We start from the raw sequence: 16,749 nt of genomic DNA, 5'->3' as shown, positions 1-16,749 counted from the left end.
ACATGGCAGAAAGGATTCAACATGCTGAATGCAATCGAGATCTCCCCTAAGGTCTGGTGGGTTGGCGGCATCGACTGGAACGAGCGACTGTTCCACGGCTATACCACCGAACGCGGTATCACGTATAACGCTTATCTCATCATGGATGAGAAGATCACCCTCATCGACACGTGCAAGGCAACGTTCGCGGACGAGCTCGTCCAGCGCATTTCCCAGGTGGTCGATCCCGCCAAGATCGACGTGGTCATCACCAACCATGTTGAGATGGATCACTCTGGCTCCCTGCCGGTGATTCACAAGATCGCCCCGAATGCGCAGATCTATGCCAGCGCTGGGGCGGGCGTCAACGAGGTCCGCGCGCATTTTGGCATCGAGGCGACTCCGGTCAAGAGCGGCGACACCCTGTGCATTGGCGAGCGCACGCTCACCTTTGTGACCACTCCCATGGTTCATTGGCCCGACAACATGGTTACGTATTCCGACGTCGACCAGATCCTGTTCTCCAACGATGCGTTTGGCCAGCACTACGCCACTACCAAGCGCTTCGACGACGAGAACGACCTCTGCGAGATCTTCAAGCAGGCCAAGAAGTACTACGCGAACATCGTGTGGCCCTACGGTATGCAGGCACACAAGGCCCTCGAGGCGGTCAAGGCCCTCGAGCTCAAGATGATCGCCCCCAGCCACGGCTGCATCTGGCGTTCGCATATCCCCGAGATCCTCGAGCGCTACGAGGCTTGGACCACGTATCAGATCGAGGAGAAGGCCGTGGTGGTCTTCGATTCGATGTGGCATTCGACCGAGTCCATAGCGCGCGAGATTTGCGACGCGTTTATCGCAGAGGGTGTTTCCGCCCAGCTTATCGATGTCAAGAACACGCACATCTCCGACATCATGCTCTACATGTGCGATGCCAGGTACGTCGCGGTCGGTTCGCCCACCCTCAATTCCAACATGCTGCCCACCGTGGCGAGCTTCCTCACCTACATGCGCGGTCTTTCGCCCAAGAACGACCAGCGTATCGGCCTTGCCTTTGGCTCCTACGGTTGGGCTCCGCTCGGCCCCAAGCAGGTGTACGCCGAGCTCGAGAACGCGAAGTTCCAGCTGCCGGTGCCCGTGGTTGCCCAGCAGTGGATTCCGAGCGAGGAGAACCTCTCCGAGCTGCAGGACACGGTCCGCAAGATGATCGAGGCCGCCCGCGCGTAGCGCGCACGATTGGTCATGCGCGCACGATTATGCAATCGAGCGACATGTTCACCGTGATGGGGCGTCATAAAACAATATGTGTGGGGTTTATTCGGAACGACCGAGTAGACCCCCATTTTTTATCGCGCCTTGCGGGAGTCCCACGAATGACGGCGCCATGGGGCAATGACGGCACAATTGGCGATCTCACGCCGCTTGCCGATTGAAAGGACTAAACTTATACGTCTGACATAGTCTGCCGCAGTACACCTGCCGCTTTGCGTGTGAGCGACAGCCCAATGGAGGAGAGGGACCTATGGGACTGATTTGGTGTTTGATCGCGGTGCCGTTGATCACGGCCGCACTGTTGCTCGTCTTTAAGGGCGAGCGGGCGCGTCGACCCATCACGATTGGTGGAGCGGCGGTGACGGCGGCGATGTCGGTGCTCGTTGCCGCGCAGACGTTCACCGTTGAGGCGGGTGCCCTGCATGCCATTGCAAGCTTTGAGTTTTCGCAGTCGACGAGCTATGTGATCTCCTGGGTCATGACGGCAGTCGACATCGTGCTGTGCGCGGTGATCTTGTGGAGTGCCATTCGCTACAAGAATCGCATCGCGCTCGCGCTTGGCCTGATTCAGACGGTGGGCATCGTGCTCTTTGCCCAAATGACCTTGGGAGCCGGCCCGAGCCACATGCTTGCCGTACCCGTATATGTGGATACGCTTTCACTTATCATGATCTTGATCGTGGGCCTGGTCGGTAGCGCCATCTGCGTGTACGCGCTGGGTTACATGCATGACTTCCAGCACCATCAGCCCGCCGATGCCCCCGATCGCCGCCATGTCTTCGCGGCGCTCATGTTCACCTTCTTGTCGGCCATGTTCGTGATCGTGGTTTCGGACAACCTGGAGTGGCTGTTCACCGGATGGGAAATTACCACGGTCTGCTCCTTCCTCATGATCGGCTACACCCGCACGCCCGAGGCGATTAAGAACTCGTTCACGCAGATCAACCTCAACATGGTGGGCGGTCTGGCGTTCCTCGCCGCGCTCATCCTCGTGCACGCGGCGGGGCTGCCCATGTCGCTCACGAGTCTGATTGCGGCGGGGAAGGGCACCCAGGCGGATCTGCTCATCGTGCCCCTCATGCTGCTCTCGGTTGCCGGCCTCACCAAGGCTGCGCAGATGCCGTTCCATCGCTGGCTGCTGGGAGCCATGGTCGCCCCCACTCCCACGAGCGCGCTGCTCCACTCCTCCACCATGGTCAAGGCGGGTGTGTTCCTGCTGGTCAAGCTTGCCCCCCTGTATCTGGTGTTCCCGGCGGCATCGACGATGGTGGTGCTCGTGGGTGGCATCACCTTCGTGCTGTGCAGCTTCATGGCCATCACGCAGAGCAACGCCAAGCGCGTGCTCGCGTACTCGACCATCGCCAACCTGGGCCTCATGTCCGCATGCGCGGGTGTGGGCACCGCCGAGGCCGTTTGGGCCGCCATCTTCCTCATGATCTTCCATACGGTGTCCAAGTCCACCTTGTTCTTGTGCGTGGGCACGGTGGAGCACCGCATTGGCAGCCGCAACATCGAGGACATGGATGGCCTTTTCAGCCGCCTGCCCCATCTCACGCGCTTCATGATGCTCGGCATCATGGGCATGTTCGTGGCGCCCTTTGGCATGCTTGTCTCCAAGTGGGCGACGCTAGTGTCCTTCGCCGAGACGGGCAACGTGCTCTTTCTCATCATGTTGGCGTTCGGTTCCGCTGCTACCTTCTTCTATTGGGCCAAGTGGCTGGGCAAGCTCTCGGGTGTTTCCCAGAAGGCCGAGAACCAGGAGGCGGGCGTCCACAAGAGCGAGTGGGCGGCCATCGGCTTTATCTCCGCGCTGCTGCTCGTCTGCTGCGTGTGCCTGCCCTTGATCTCCCAGGGCGTGGTTGCCCCGTACCTCACCTTTGCGTTCGGCGACGCGCCGCAGCTCATCGACATGGACAATATGCTCATCATGGCCGTGATCGTGGTGTTCATCGCCATTGTGCTGCTCACGCCGTGGGGCCGCGCCACCAATAAGCGCCGCATGGCCGTTTATCTGGGCGGCACCTGCACCGATCCCGATAGCCGTCGCTACCACGGCTCGATGGGCCGCACCATGACGTCGTCCAAGCGCAACTGGTACATGGCCGACATCTTCCCCGAGGGTGCGCTGAGCACGATCGGCCTCATCCTGTGCACCGCCGTGATCCTTATGGGGTTCGCCGCCTGCTTCATCTTCGACTCCGCCGTACTCGCCGGCGGCAGCTTCCTGGTCGAGCGCACCGTGCGTCTGGTGGGTCCGGGGCTGGGCGGCATCGCCGTGGGTGTTGTGGTCTTTGGCGTGTGCGCACCTATTGCCGGTTGCCTGCTTGACGGCCTTGACCGCAAGGTGAGTGCCGGCATGCAGGGCCGTGTGGGTCCCCGCCTGCTGCAGCCCTATTACGACCTGCGCAAGCTTCTCGTCAAGGAGCAGGCGACGGTCAATGCGGTGGACGAGGCGTACGTCACGTGCGGACTGATTTTCGTGGTCCTCGCCGGCGGCCTATTCATCTCCGGCTCCAACCTGCTGATGTGCGTGTTCCTGGTCACGCTCGGCACGCTCTTCGTGATCGTGGCGGCGTACTCGTCACGCTCCCCCTATTCCGATACGGGCGCCGACCGCGAGTGCCTGCAGGTCATGAGCTACGAGCCCATGCTGCTCATCATGACGGTGGGCTTCTTCACCGCCACGCAGTCCTTCGACATCGCATCGCTCACCACGCTCGAGAGCCCCATCATCTGCGTACTTGTGCCGATCTTCATCGGCCTGCTGTTCATCCTCACCATCAAGCTGCGTAAGTCCCCGTTCGACCTCTCCTATAGTCATCACGCGCACCAGGAGATCGTCAAGGGCATCACCACCGAGATGAGCGGCCGTACGCTCGCCATCGTGGACGTGATGCACTGGTGCGAGAGCGTGCTGTTCCTCATGTGGGTCGGCATGTTCTTCATTTGGGACAACCCCATCTCGTTCGCAGTCGCCGCCATCGTGATGGCGCTCGTGTGGTTCTTCGAGGTGTGGATCGACAACAACTTCGCCCGCGTCAAGTGGCAGCTCTGCCTCAAGCTCGCGTGGCTCGTGGCGCTCGTGATGGGCGTCGTCAACCTGTTCTACGTGCTCATCACGCCGTTTATCTAAGGGAGCTGTGAGATGGGATACTCTTCGAAATCGCCGTGGCTCATCCATTACGATGGGTCGAGTTGCAACGGCTGCGACATCGAGGTGCTCGACTCCATGATGCCGCTCTACGACATCGAGCGCTTTGGCATTATCAACACGGGCAACCCCAAGCACGCCGACATTTTTTTGGTGACGGGTTCCGTCAACGCGCAGAACATCGAGGTCGTGCGCCATATCTACGACCAGATGCTCGAGCCCAAGGTCGTGGTGGCCTGCGGTATCTGTGCCTGCACCGGCGGCGTGTTCCGCGACTGCTATAACGTGATCGGCGGCGTGGACAAGGCCATTCCGGTCGACGTGTACGCGCCGGGATGCGCCGTGCGCCCCGAGACGATCATCGATGCGGTGCTGCAGGCCGTGAAGATTCTGGACGAGAAAGCAAAGCTGATGGCGGAGGGCAAGGACCCCGCCACCGCGCCGCGTCCGGGCATCCTGCCTCCCAAGGGTTGCGCCTGCGCTCAGGATGCCGATGGCTCCACCGCAAATTCCACCGCCGCGAAGACCGACGAAAAGAAGGAGGCGTAGATGTACACGACGTCCTTTGTGGACCTGCCGCTTGAGGAGCTGCTCACGCGTGTGCAAACGCTCAAGCACGAGGGCATACGCTTTGTGCAGATGTGCGCCGAGACCACTGAGCAGGGTATCGACCTGCTGTACACGTTCTATGACGAGACCACGCAAAACGCGCTCAACCTGTGCGTCTACGGCATTGACGAGTCGAGTCGGGTGCCTTCGATCCAGGGGCTGTACTTCGCCGCGTTCTCATATGAGAACGAGACGCACGACCTGTACGGCGTGCGCTTTGTGAACATGAAGCTCGATTTTGGCGGCCATTTCTTCAACTTGGCAACCTCTGAGCCCATGACGATCATCACGCCCGAGATGAAGGCCGAGCGCGAGAAGCTCGCCAAGAAGAAGGCTGCCGCCGCGGCAAAGGCGGAAGCGGCGGCAAAGAAGGCACGCGAAGCAGCCGAGGCCGCCCAGGCTGAGCGCGCTTTGGGCACGAGCTCCGCCGAGGCCGATTCCGCTGCCGTCGCCGCGGTGAGCGCGGCTGCGTCTGCACCGGAGCCCGCGTCCGCGCCCACCGCCAAGCCCGCCATGACGGCCGAGGAGCGCGCCGCCAAGATGGAGGCAAAGCTCGCAAACATGGATCCCGAGAAGGCGGCGAAGGTCCGCGCGGCGCTCGCCGCGAAGGCCGCCAAGGACGCCGCTGCAGGAAAGGACGGTGAGTAGGCATGGCGACTCGTTCCGTTATTCCGTTCGGCCCGCAGCATCCGGTGCTTCCCGAGCCCGTGCATCTTGACCTCGTGGTTGAGGATGAGCATGTTATCGAAGCCATACCGCAAATCGGATTCGTGCATCGCGGTCTTGAAAAGCTCGTCGAGAAGCGTGACTACAATCAGTTCGTCTACATTGCCGAGCGCGTGTGCGGCATCTGCAGCTTTGGCCACGGCTACGGCTACGCCAGCGCCACGGAGAAGTTGCTGGGTATTGAGATTCCCCGCCGTGCCGACTACCTGCGCGCCATCCTCGAGGAGCTCTCCCGCGTTCATTCGCATCTGCTGTGGCTGGGCCTGCTCGCCGATGCATTCGGCTTTGAGAGCCTCTTCAATCACTGCTGGCGCCTGCGCGAGACGATTCTCGATATCTTCCAAGAGACGTGCGGTGGCCGCATCATCTTGTCGATTACCATCGTGGGCGGCATGGCCCACGACATCGATGACGCCATGCTGCGCCGTGTGTGTGAGAAGCTCGACGGCATCCAGCGCGACTATCGCGAGATCGTGAACACCATGCTGAACGATTCCTCGGTGCGCAGCCGCTTGGAGGGCGTGGGCACCATCAGCTTCGAGGATGCGCTCGAGCTGTCCATGGTCGGCCCGTTCGCGAAGGGTTCTGGCGTGGAACACGACATGCGCACCACCGGCTTTGGCGCCTATGGCGACCTAGAGCACTTCGAGCCCATCATCGCCACCGAGGGCGACTGCTTCGCACGCTGTAAGGTGCGTTGCGAGGAGGTGTTCCAGTCCATCGCGATCATCAAGGAACTCGTGGCTAAGATTCCGCATGACGGCATTGGCTCGCGTCCGCTTCCCAAGGTGCTCCCGCCGGAGAACAGTCAGTCCCACGTGCTCATTGAGCAGCCCCGCGGCGAGGCCTTCTACTACGTGCGCGGTAACGGCACCAAGTACCTGGACCGCTTCCGCCTGCGCACGCCCACCTCGCAGAACCTTGCCGGCATGGTGCGCGCCATGCAGGGCGTGGACGTTGCGGACGTGCCCATGATCATCCTCACGATCGACCCGTGCATCTCCTGCACGGAAAGGTAGGCGCTCCATGGGTAGCTTCAAACTAGGCAAAATGACGCTGCGCTCGCTGTTTGGCAAGCCGGCGACGGTCCAATATCCCGCCGAGCAGGTGCCGGCCATGTCCTACGAGCACATGCGCGGTCATGTGGCGTGCGACATCGACGTGTGCATTCTATGCGGCATGTGCCAGCGCGCATGTCCCGTGGGTGCCATCGCGGTAGACCGCAAGGGCGGCACCTGGTCCATCGATCCGTACCGCTGCATCCAGTGTGCGAGCTGCACGCATGAATGCCCCAAGGACTGCCTGTCCATGGGTGCCGCGTGCGCGCCTGCCACCACGGAGCTGACGCTGACCACGCTGCATAAGCCTGTTGAGGAGAAGCCGGCCGCGGGTGAAGGCGCGTCTGGTGCCGGGGCGGAGAAGTCCGCACGCAAGAAGGTGCAGCTCACGCCCGAACAGGAGGCGCGTGTCGCCGCCGCCCGCGCACGCAAGGCCGCCAAGGATGCCGCGAAGGCGGATGTGTAAAAGGGGCAGTCCCTCTTTTGCACATCCAGTCTGCGTTTAGTTGATGTCGCGGAGCGCGATTCTACTTATCGTCAAATAACAAATCGATTCTCGCGCAGGTGGTCGCAATGCCTCCACCTGCGCTTTTTATTCTGATTCTACTTGCCCTCTACTTATCATCTACTTGCCATCTACTTATCAATCTTGGTGTTCGGGCGCTTGTTGCCGCGATGTAGCCCGCTGCCGGAACCGGATTATTTGACCCATGGGCGGTTGGAAGTGTTAATCTAATAGGAGAAAAATGTACATTGGCACAGGTGTGCCGCAAGTAATGAGAGGGGAGTGGCGATGAGGCGCAACTGCATCACGCGTGCCATCACCTCGTTTGCCCTAGTTTCCGCCCTCGCGCTCACGTTGGGCCCCGTCGCCTCCGCCGCAGATAGCTTGGCGGGGGGGGGCGTCTTCGAATAACAGGGGTCCCCGCGAGGTCGCGAGTGTAGATGGAGCGGGCCGAGCGTCCGATCGAATTATTTCCTGCGAGCTCGTTTGGACCAATAAGGAAGACGAGGGCGCCGGGATCACATATGACTCGGACGGGTCGCTTGTCCTCTCCCCAATAAGCGACGATAACAACAATGACGCGAACGCGACGAAGGCGAGCGCTCAGGTCTCGCTGTCGCTAGCCGCCGGCGACGCCATCGAGCCGGGGCAATTGCGTATCCGCCTGCCCAAGCACATCTTCTTCACACGAGACGGCGGGCCCTCGGGCATCATCATGGATGTCGGCGTTCCCCCAAGGGGGGATTATGAGGCGGGCCAAACCGGCGAAAAGGGCCTGTATTACATCGAGGACGGCAAGGGGACGGATACGCCCAACGACGACGAGATTGTCATCACCAACGCGAATCCCATATCCGACCCTTACGAGATGTCCTGCGGGGTCGTGTGGGGAGCCTCCGGTTACAAGGCGCCAGGATCGACGAGTGCCGAGCACATCTGCGACATACAAAGCGGGTACTCGAAAAAGGACATCAAGGCGATTGCTGAGTTAGAGGACTCGACGGGCAAGTCCGAAACCGTCGGTACGGCGCCCCTTGCGGTTTCACTCACCACCACTGCGAAGCTCTATACTATGGACCTTAGGCACACAAAGGGCCCGACAATCTATTTGACCTGGCAAGATTCCTGGGGCCTTGATAGGCCCGACGATGCGGACGATTATGTGTACGTGGCCTGGAGTGCCCATGTCGATACGGCAGGCAACCAGAAGTACCACTTGACCTACAACTCAGAAGCCACGGCCGTGAAAGGCGGTAACACGTATAAGGGTGACGTGGTGGCGTGGTATGGCGGAAAGTCCACCTTTGGCACCAAAAACGTTCCCGTGTCAACAGATGACATCCTCGACTGCAAAGCCATTGGGCGTGACCCCAACGAGCTTCTGTACGACGTCATCGCTTCCTATGAATGGGTCATAACCCTGTATAGGTTCCCCATCGCCGTTGTTGAGGACGGCAAGGAGACGACGTTCGAATGCACCACGAAGGTCGACCTTGCGGGATTGGACGGCGCCGTGAGCACCCAAACACGCACCGACTCGTTTGACTACCTCAAGCAGGGGTTCTCATACCCTCCTGGAAAATACGGTGTGGAAAAATACCCACACGAAAGCTATGACATACAAGAATACAGCGTATTGGATCTGCTCCGTGGAGAAGATCCCGGCACACCGGTTGGTTCTATCACGTATAAGAACGCGACCGATAACTACGGTGGCATGCTTACCCAAGAGACCGGGACAGACGGTTCAAATGTGGAACATTTTGGTAAACGGTCTTGGGAGGTCGAACTTATCGACGACATGGTGTTCTTGGGATCGGAGCGCCTGCTTCCCGGAGACTATCAGTTCTCGAACCTCTCCTTTTCCATTCCGCCTACAATCGGGTCGTCGGATAACAATCGCCTTGAGCAGGAGTACAAGGCGGATGCCGGTGGAAACTACGGATATGGGACCATGCCCGTTAGGGAATGGCAAGATGTTGGCGTATTTGTGCAGAAAGGAACATCAACCTGGGAAAAGGTTGGAACCGCCCATTGGACTCATACTTCTGATGAAGATTACGCCGGTTGCAATCGCATAGATTTTACATACGAGAATGGGGATGTCGTTCACAGTGACGCCCTTTCCATTGAAATCGCGCTGCCCAAAGGGTCAACGGCGGTCAAGCTCCAGTACAAAACGAAGGCCGGGTATTCGCGTTTGCCGAGCAATGTCAAGGTCGAGCTGTTTTCCAGCGATCATGTCAAGGGCATCGTCGGCAGTGCAACGAGCAGCACCATGCTCACGAACATCAACAGCATGCGCGTTTTGGATGCCGACGGGGATTGGGTCAACAAATGGTCCGAAGTGAGCATCGACGACGATGCACTTCGCGATGACGTTGTTAATCGAGACGTTGAAATCTACGGGGAGAACAACCATCCCCAACACTCGACGGGCTATGCGGAGCTCACAGGGTTCGATACGAGCTCGATATGCAGCAAGGTCGCCCTCAAGCTCGAGAGCGGCAGCACAATTGATAACGATGCTTCAAATCAGTGCGCACATGCGCGCTACGGCGTTTTGGCACTCTCCGCTGCCGAGGGAAGCGTGGCCGGTGGCCTCACGGGCGAGGAGCTTGAACGCTACGGCGTCATGCCCGACCAGAAATCGGGCACGTTCTACGATTTGCTGCCCAAGGGCATGACGGTCGACGTCTCCTCCGTTAAGGCGTATGCGGTTGGTCCGAACAAGATTTATGAATTACGGTCCAACACGCGCCTGCCCGAGCAGGAAAAATCCACCACGCATCGCGTCGAGGTATTCGACAATTGGCGCGGCTCGGGTCGGACCATGCTCAAGGTTAAGGCGGCGTGCGAAGAGCCGTCGAATATATATGGGATGGATAGTAGCCAGAACGCGGGTGCATATACCGGGTTTCTGGTGGTGTACGACGTCTCGTACTCGTGGGAATCGATACGGGCCTATGGGGCCGCAACGACCAACCACGTGGCGTATATGGCCGATACGGGCGATATTCCCGGCGGGTACCTGGACGACGGCGGGGCCGGGCGATACCCGAGCGACAAATCATGGGACAAATCGATCGTGGGCTATTTCGACGAGATTGATGGGGATGCGGTTAACCAGTCGAGGAACATGCTCTTCAAATATTTGGGGCTTGAGTTCAACGTTGCGACGTCCACCGAGCTCACTACCAACAAAACGGTAAGGGCTGCCCAGGATGCCGCCTATGGATACGAGACTTCCGTATACGAAGGCAATGGCTACAGTTACAAGCTGCGCTTCAACCCCCAGAAGGGCTCCGAGCAAAAAGACATTGTCCTCTATGACGAGCTTGAGGGCTACGTGGACTCAGGCCACCCCGACCAGTGGTACGGAACGGTCGCCTCGATCGACCTGTCCCAGCTCGAGGCCATGGGTGCCGAGCCGCAGCTGTATTATTCGCGTGCCGACCGCACGACACTCGATTTCGCGCAGGAGGGCAACGCCGGCCAGCGCGCCTTGGATAACCCCGACATCTGGACAAAGGGCGAGCCGGATTCTTGGCAGGGCGTGACCGCGATCGCCATCGATTGCCGTGCCTCTGCGAATGGCGGGGACTTCACCCTTAAAGAGGGCCAGATGCTCCTTCCCATCGTGTATATGCGGGCCCCAAATGAGGGCGGCTTGGAGCTGGAGCGCAAGGGTGCCGTCGCGCTTAACCAGATGACGGTGGAGAGCCAGAGCCGTTACGCGAATGGCGATTGGAACGCATCGCTCATGACGCCCCGTAATACCGTCGTTCATATCAAGGCTCTGGTGGCGGACTTCTCGTTCACTAAGGTTGCGGCCGAGGACACCTCGCAGCCGCTCGAGGGGGCGGCGTTCAAGCTTTTCTCATGGTCCGGAGCAGGGAACGATCCCGGTACGCTCGTCGATCCCAATAATCCCGGGGTGGATTGGGCGTTGCAGACTGAGGCTTCATCGGAGGCGGATGGCCTGGTTTCGTTCGCCGGTCTACGGAAAGGCTCCTACCGTCTGATTGAGACGAAGGCTCCCAATGGCTACTCCCTGCCTACAGGACAGTGGAAGGTGGAGGTCGACCCCACGCAGGCGGATGAGGCCGCGCGCATAAGGATCACGTCGATTCCCGGTTCAGGTGGCTCCCAGCCCCCAGCGTTCGCGTTCAACGACGCTGCGCCCGAGGGGACGACCCCTCACAGGCTGCCCAACATGCGCCCCATGAATATCCCTAGTTCCGGCGGTAGGGGAACTGCGCTGTTTATCGCGGCGGGTCTTGGCCTCTCCCTCGTCGGCGCATACGTTTGGCGCCGACGCCAACAATTCTAAATCGGTGTCCCCGCGCCCTCAGCGCGATGACATAGCTCTGTGCACATTGAGGGGGAAGGTCTCCCTCGAGCAGAAAGGAAGGAAGCATGAGGAAACACAGACTCGCTGCGTTCTTGGCCATGTTCGCAGCGGCGCTCACACTGGTTCTCGGCGCAGTGCCCGCCCAGGCGCTGACTGGGAATGAGACCGCAAAGATAACTCTTTCGAGTGATTCGGATGCCAAGATGACCGGCTATAAGATCATCGACTACCGATTTGAAGACGGCGCTCCGGTTGGCTCCGGCTTCTACTGGAATGATGATTTTGCCGCCGAGGTCAAAAATGTCAACTCCAGCTGGATTGATGACAAAAACGATAATGCGGTTACCGAGGCATATGCCAACGCCAAAGCCAGTGAACTGGAAGAGCTTTACGGAGCGCTCGCCGCGTACGCAGCGACTGCGTCCGTCGTGCCTGTCAATGATGTGCCCCTGAATCACATCGATAACCTGCCCATGGGTGGGTACCTGATCACGACCGCGAGCGTCAATTACATCTACAAGCCCATTGTGTGCACCATCGCTCCCGCCTGGGACCAGGACAATAGGGAGTGGACGTTCGCTCGGGAAATCAGTATCGACGCCAAGCTGAAGCGCGAGGAGCTGTCCATCGACAAGAAGGTGGGCAGCGCCGCACCCGGCGACGACAATATTTTGTCCGGCAACTATAACGGTGCGGTGGGAGATAACGTCCTATTCAAGCTCACTTCGGATGTCCCCACATACCCCGCAAACGCGATCAACAAGAAGTATGTCATCGCTGACCAGCTTTCCGGTGGTCTGACGTTTCCCGTTCGTCCGAGCAATATTAGTCTGTCCAATTTCACCATCAAGTTCTTTCGTGATGACCAATCCGAGGTGAATCTGGACAGCGCCGTGCCGAACATCGTGACGCTTGGGACCAAGGGGCTCGACGGCAAGACGTATACGTTCGCTCTGAGCTTCGATATGGACAAGCTCCAGCAGCATGGCGTCAAGAAGATCGAAGTGTCCTACATCGCCAAGATCAACAAGGATGCCGTCGTCGGAAACCCGGGCAACCCCAACGATGTGCTCCTGCAATACAGCAATAATCCCTATGGGGACGATAGCTATAAGACCAAGCAGGACAAGGTTGAGGTTTACACCTACGGACTTCGCGTGTTGAAGGTCGACGCTGCCAACAAAGCCACTGTCCTGCCCGGTGCCAAGTTCGTTCTCTCCACGCTCCAGGACGGCGACAACATCAGCGGCCATATGTACTTCGATAAGGAAGAAGACGGGACATATGTCCCCACTGGCGAGATGACGCCGCTCTCGAGTACGGAACTCGTGACCGACGTCGATGGCCTCATCAAGATCAAGGGCCTCAACGAGGGCACTTACTACCTGCACGAGACCGAGGCCCCCGGTGGCTACAACAAGCTCGACAAGCCGGTTGTGGTCACGATCACCGATAAGGTGAACAGTGATCTTGACGGAGACATTCTCGAGCAGACAGATCAGTCCGGTACCGGTACTGCAGGCATTACGGTCGAGAACCACACCGGCTTCACCCTGCCCACCACGGGTGGCATGGGCACTGCCGTGTTCGCGGCTGCGGGCGTCGTGCTCGTGGGCGGCGGCGTGGCCCTGTACCACACCATCCGCAAGCGCGAGCAGCGCTAACACCGCTTGAGCCAGGGCCGCCCATCCGTGCGGGCGGCCCCGTCTCTATACCTCAGGGCCGGGGCCGCGATCGCGCACGGCCCCCGGCGGCCCGCTTCGCTAGCGCGAGATCATGTACCTTGTGTTCTTGCCCCCGCCGATTCGCCGCACGTGTCCATCGGCTTCGAGGCTGTTGAGGAGACGGATAGCTGCCGTCTGAGAGATCCCAAGAGCCTCTTGGATCTCCCGCCTTGTGCGAGGGGACCCTCCGCTCAGGAGCGATCGGGCATTTGTGTCGAGGTCGGCATTTCCGATTTTCTGGGGAAGGTCGGCGTTTCGGTTGGGAAGTTCGACGGTGAAGGTGTTCGCGGTGACTCGGATCGAGGGCTGCAAGCCGCTTCCCTCATAGCTGTCGCGCATGCGCCCGATGCCGGTGCCGTATGCCTCGATGAGCTCCAGGCGGAAGAGGACGTTCGACAGGAGCTTGTTTCTGGGCATCGAGATGTGGGCGCTCAGGTCCGGGTAGTCAATTCCCAGTGGAAGGCCCCCGAGGGACACGATCTCAACTCTGTTTGGCATGACCGAGACGAGCGTGGGGCCCGAGAGCGCGTACTCGCGGTGTGCAACCGAGTTGACCAGCGCCTCGCGGAGCGCGATAGGTGGGACGTCGTGGTAATCGATGCGCTCCAAGCCGTCAAAGGTTGTTTGGTAATGGTTGTTCCGCTCGAGGAAGTCGTAGGCGTCTGCGAGCTGCTTGAGGATCGACCCCGAGTATTCCTCGCGCGCGGTGAACGTCGTCCTTGAGTCATCAGAGAACAGCGCCGCCTTGATGATTGGCGGGCACTGGTCGGAGAGGAGGAGGCCAAGGTTGGTGTAGGACCCGCTCGGGGTTCGCGCGCCGAGCGTGCGCAGTTCATCGGCACCAAGATTGAGCTCCTTACGGCGGAATTCGTTTGTGGCGAATTCGAACGTAAGGTCCTGCTGGAGGGACGGTCGCGTTTCGAAGGAGTCCTGTTCAGTCTGTTGGATCATTCGGAGGATGGAGGACTCGCTGGACGGGAGGGTGGCGGCGCCGCTGCGAATGAAAACGCCCTCGGGTCTTGGGCCCTTTGAGGCAAGGTAATACGGACGTTTCGTTCCTTGCTGCACGTGTACGACGATGATGCTCTTCTCTCCGAGGTCTTCCACACGGACGGAGCAGTTCATGAGGATATCCGGCCTGATTGAGTCGCGCATCATGCTCGACAGCTTGGTGAGCTCATCGTCGAGCTTTTCGATCCCGATGACCTCACCTTCATCCGAGACCCCGATATAAAGGTCGCCCCCTTCTGTGTTGGCGAAGGCAATGATCGTCTTGATGGCCCCGGCACAGACGGTGCTCTTAAATTCGACTTGGCTGGATTCAGCGTGTTCAAACATGCGATTGCTCCTTTCTAACCGTTCTAACCATTCTAACCAACTATCTGGTTAGAATGGTTAGAAAGGAATAAATGCAAGCCAAGGCTTCTGTATGGAGCTGTGGCTGACCCTTCGTATTATTGGAGAGAAGTTTGTGAGGGGAGGATATGTGGACAAGACGGCGCGAAGTGCCCAAGGGAGATTGCGCGAAATGCCGCAAAAGTCGGCGGCGGGCCTCCCCAGCCATCGGGCCTCGGGGCCGGTGTACTCGCGGTCGCGCGGACGGCGCGGCGCGCTGGCGTGGCTGCCGCTGTTGCTCGTGCTTGCGGGTGTGGCAGTTATGTCCTACCCCTATGTGAGCAATTGGTTCGCCGAGCGCAACGCGAGCCGCGCGATACAGAACTACGGAGAGGCGGTGGCCCGGTATTCCCTCGAGGAGCTCGAGGCGGCCCGCACCGCGGCGCTGGAGTACAACGAGAGCCTCGCGGGCGACCCCGTGCACGACCCGTTCGTCCCCGGCAGCGGCTACGCCCTGCCGAAGAATTACGAGGAGGTCCTGAACCTCGACGGCGACGGCGTGATGGGCTTCATCGAAATCCCCAAGATCGATGTGAGCCTACCCATCTTGCACGGCACCTCCGAGGACGTGCTCGCCGAGGGCGTGGGGCATATCGAGCAGACGGCCCTGCCCGTCGGGGGCGAGGGCCGCCACAGCGTGCTCACCGGTCACCGCGGCCTGCCCTCGGCCGAGCTGTTCACCCGCCTCGACGAGCTCGAGGTGGGCGACGAGTTCTACATCCACGTGCTCGATGACGTCATGGCCTACCGCGTGGACGATAAAAACGTGGTCGAGCCCGACCAGCTGGCGGAGTTGGCCGCCGAGCCCGGCCTGGACCTGGTGACGCTCGTCACCTGCACGCCCTACGCGGTGAACACGCACCGCCTGCTGGTGCGGGGGAGCCGCGTGTCGTACGCGGAGGGCGCCGAGGAGAAGGCCGCGGCAAATTCGGCCGGATGGCGCCCGACGCCGTATGAGTTGGGGCTCGCCGCCGGTGCGGGACTTCTCGCGGTGATGGGTGCCGGCACGCTGGCGCTGCGCCGCCGCGGGCCGAGGGGGCGCCATGCACGCAGGTAGGCATTTTGACAGGGACGACGCCCCTTCCGGGCCCGGGACTGGGACCAGGCCCGGGCCGCGCGGCGGCCGGGGCGGGGCCGCGCGATTCAGCGGCGCGCTGCTCAAGCTGCTCGCCGCGCTCATGGTGCTCGCGGGGCTGGCCGTGCTCGCGTGGCCCCACATCGACGCCGCGCTCACCTCGTGGCGCATGGGCGAGGCCCTCGCCAGGCACGACGACGCGGTGGCCGAGCTCGCGGAGGACGAGCCACTGCACCGGGATCTCCTCAACGCTGTCGACGAATACAACCGCGCCCTTGACGAGACGGGCCAGGCGGGCCTGCGCGACGCCTGGAGTTACACCGAGCCGAGTTTCGACCTGACCTCCTGGGGTCTGCCCGACGAGGTCTACGCCCGCCTGCGCGTGCCCGCCGCCGGCATCGACATGCCGGTCTACCTGGGTGCCACCGAGGCGCACCTGAACGTGGGCGCGGCGCACCTCACGCAGACGAGCCTGCCCGTGCGCGCGGTCGAGGGGGTCTCGGCCAACGCCGTAGTGGCGGGGCACCGCGGGTACCGCGCCAACGTATTCTTCAACAACATCGTGAACCTCGTCGAGGGCGACGAGGTGTTCGTCGACGCCCCATGGGGCACGCTGGGCTACCGCGTGACCGGCACGGCGGTCATCGACCCCGCCGACATCGACGCTGTGAAGATCCAGCCCGGGCGGACCATGCTCACCCTGGTGACGTGCCATCCGCTCTACGAGAACTACCGGCGATACGTCGTCTACTGTGACCAGGTCTGACGGCCGATGTGCAAAAGAGGGACAGTCCCTTCTTTGCACATCGTGAGAGAAAGGGGTGCTGCCCATGGACGAGAGGCGAGACTGATGTGGCTGATGTGGCTATACTAAATTGGACAGTCGGATGAGAGTCTGAGG

General features: G+C 60.6%; 11 protein-coding genes. 10 read left to right on the top strand and 1 reads right to left on the bottom strand.

Annotated elements, in window-relative coordinates; genetic code table 11:
* The first annotated feature begins 21 nt into the window (after positions 1-21).
* The 8 genes from Q5Q88_RS05195 to Q5Q88_RS05160 all read left to right on the top strand — a co-directional run bounded on the left by Q5Q88_RS05195 (position 22) and on the right by Q5Q88_RS05160 (position 13,318).
* Positions 22-1,206 carry an FprA family A-type flavoprotein gene (locus Q5Q88_RS05195; protein WP_302742139.1) on the top strand — a complete coding sequence of 395 codons (1,185 nt, stop codon included), beginning with the start codon at positions 22-24 and terminating at the stop codon, positions 1,204-1,206.
* Between the two features lie 295 nt (positions 1,207-1,501).
* Complete coding sequence (locus Q5Q88_RS05190; protein ID WP_302742138.1) at positions 1,502-4,384, top strand: proton-conducting transporter membrane subunit; 2,883 nt, start codon at positions 1,502-1,504, stop codon at positions 4,382-4,384.
* Between the two features lie 12 nt (positions 4,385-4,396).
* Entirely contained in the window at positions 4,397-4,951 is a 555-nt protein-coding gene (gene nuoB, locus Q5Q88_RS05185; RefSeq protein ID WP_294121602.1) for an NADH-quinone oxidoreductase subunit B family protein, read from the top strand.
* Positions 4,952-5,659: an NADH-quinone oxidoreductase subunit C gene (locus Q5Q88_RS05180; protein WP_302742137.1), complete on the top strand. Its 708-nt coding sequence runs from the start codon at positions 4,952-4,954 to the stop codon at positions 5,657-5,659.
* A gap of 2 nt (positions 5,660-5,661) precedes the next feature.
* Entirely contained in the window at positions 5,662-6,756 is a 1,095-nt protein-coding gene (locus Q5Q88_RS05175; protein WP_302742136.1) for a nickel-dependent hydrogenase large subunit, read from the top strand.
* 7 nt (positions 6,757-6,763) lie between these two features.
* Positions 6,764-7,261, top strand: coding sequence for a 4Fe-4S binding protein (locus tag Q5Q88_RS05170; protein WP_302742135.1), 498 nt, complete (start codon positions 6,764-6,766; stop codon positions 7,259-7,261).
* A gap of 691 nt (positions 7,262-7,952) precedes the next feature.
* Positions 7,953-11,633, top strand: a complete 3,681-nt coding sequence (locus Q5Q88_RS05165) for a SpaA isopeptide-forming pilin-related protein (protein ID WP_302742134.1) — start codon at positions 7,953-7,955, stop codon at positions 11,631-11,633.
* An 86-nt stretch (positions 11,634-11,719) separates the two neighbouring features.
* Positions 11,720-13,318, top strand: coding sequence for a SpaH/EbpB family LPXTG-anchored major pilin (locus Q5Q88_RS05160; RefSeq protein WP_302742133.1), 1,599 nt, complete (start codon positions 11,720-11,722; stop codon positions 13,316-13,318).
* Positions 13,319-13,417: 99 nt separating this feature from the next.
* Here Q5Q88_RS05160 and Q5Q88_RS05155 read toward each other — a convergent pair whose 3' ends face one another.
* The gene (locus tag Q5Q88_RS05155; RefSeq protein ID WP_302742132.1) at positions 13,418-14,716 is read right to left on the bottom strand and encodes an RNA-binding domain-containing protein; all 1,299 of its coding nucleotides are present in this window, start codon (positions 14,714-14,716) and stop codon (positions 13,418-13,420) included.
* A gap of 190 nt (positions 14,717-14,906) precedes the next feature.
* Here Q5Q88_RS05155 and Q5Q88_RS05150 point away from each other — a divergent pair, with 190 nt between their 5' ends.
* Positions 14,907-15,830: a class C sortase gene (locus Q5Q88_RS05150; protein ID WP_302742131.1), complete on the top strand. Its 924-nt coding sequence runs from the start codon at positions 14,907-14,909 to the stop codon at positions 15,828-15,830.
* Between the two features lie 142 nt (positions 15,831-15,972).
* A complete protein-coding gene (locus Q5Q88_RS05145) occupies positions 15,973-16,614 on the top strand; it encodes a class C sortase (RefSeq protein WP_302742130.1) in 642 nt (213 codons plus the stop codon).
* The last annotated feature ends 135 nt before the right edge of the window (positions 16,615-16,749 follow it).

The sequence above is a fragment of the uncultured Collinsella sp. genome (genome assembly GCF_959026545.1).
Lineage (GTDB): Bacteria > Actinomycetota > Coriobacteriia > Coriobacteriales > Coriobacteriaceae > Collinsella.
Note: the sequence above shows the minus strand (reverse complement) of the source record. Positions and strands in the feature narration are given on the sequence as shown.

Excerpts from the sequence above, each read along its gene's own strand:
- Q5Q88_RS05170 (WP_302742135.1), top strand. The coding sequence starts at position 6,764 with ATGGGTAGCTTCAAACTAGGCAAAATGACGCTGCGCTCGCTGTTTGGC.
- Q5Q88_RS05150 (WP_302742131.1), top strand. The coding sequence starts at position 14,907 with ATGCCGCAAAAGTCGGCGGCGGGCCTCCCCAGCCATCGGGCCTCGGGG.
- Q5Q88_RS05160 (WP_302742133.1), top strand. The coding sequence starts at position 11,720 with ATGAGGAAACACAGACTCGCTGCGTTCTTGGCCATGTTCGCAGCGGCG.
- Q5Q88_RS05175 (WP_302742136.1), top strand. The coding sequence starts at position 5,662 with ATGGCGACTCGTTCCGTTATTCCGTTCGGCCCGCAGCATCCGGTGCTT.
- Q5Q88_RS05190 (WP_302742138.1), top strand. The coding sequence starts at position 1,502 with ATGGGACTGATTTGGTGTTTGATCGCGGTGCCGTTGATCACGGCCGCA.
- Q5Q88_RS05195 (WP_302742139.1), top strand. The coding sequence starts at position 22 with ATGCTGAATGCAATCGAGATCTCCCCTAAGGTCTGGTGGGTTGGCGGC.
- nuoB (WP_294121602.1), top strand. The coding sequence starts at position 4,397 with ATGGGATACTCTTCGAAATCGCCGTGGCTCATCCATTACGATGGGTCG.
- Q5Q88_RS05180 (WP_302742137.1), top strand. The coding sequence starts at position 4,952 with ATGTACACGACGTCCTTTGTGGACCTGCCGCTTGAGGAGCTGCTCACG.
- Q5Q88_RS05155 (WP_302742132.1), bottom strand. The coding sequence starts at position 14,716 with ATGTTTGAACACGCTGAATCCAGCCAAGTCGAATTTAAGAGCACCGTC.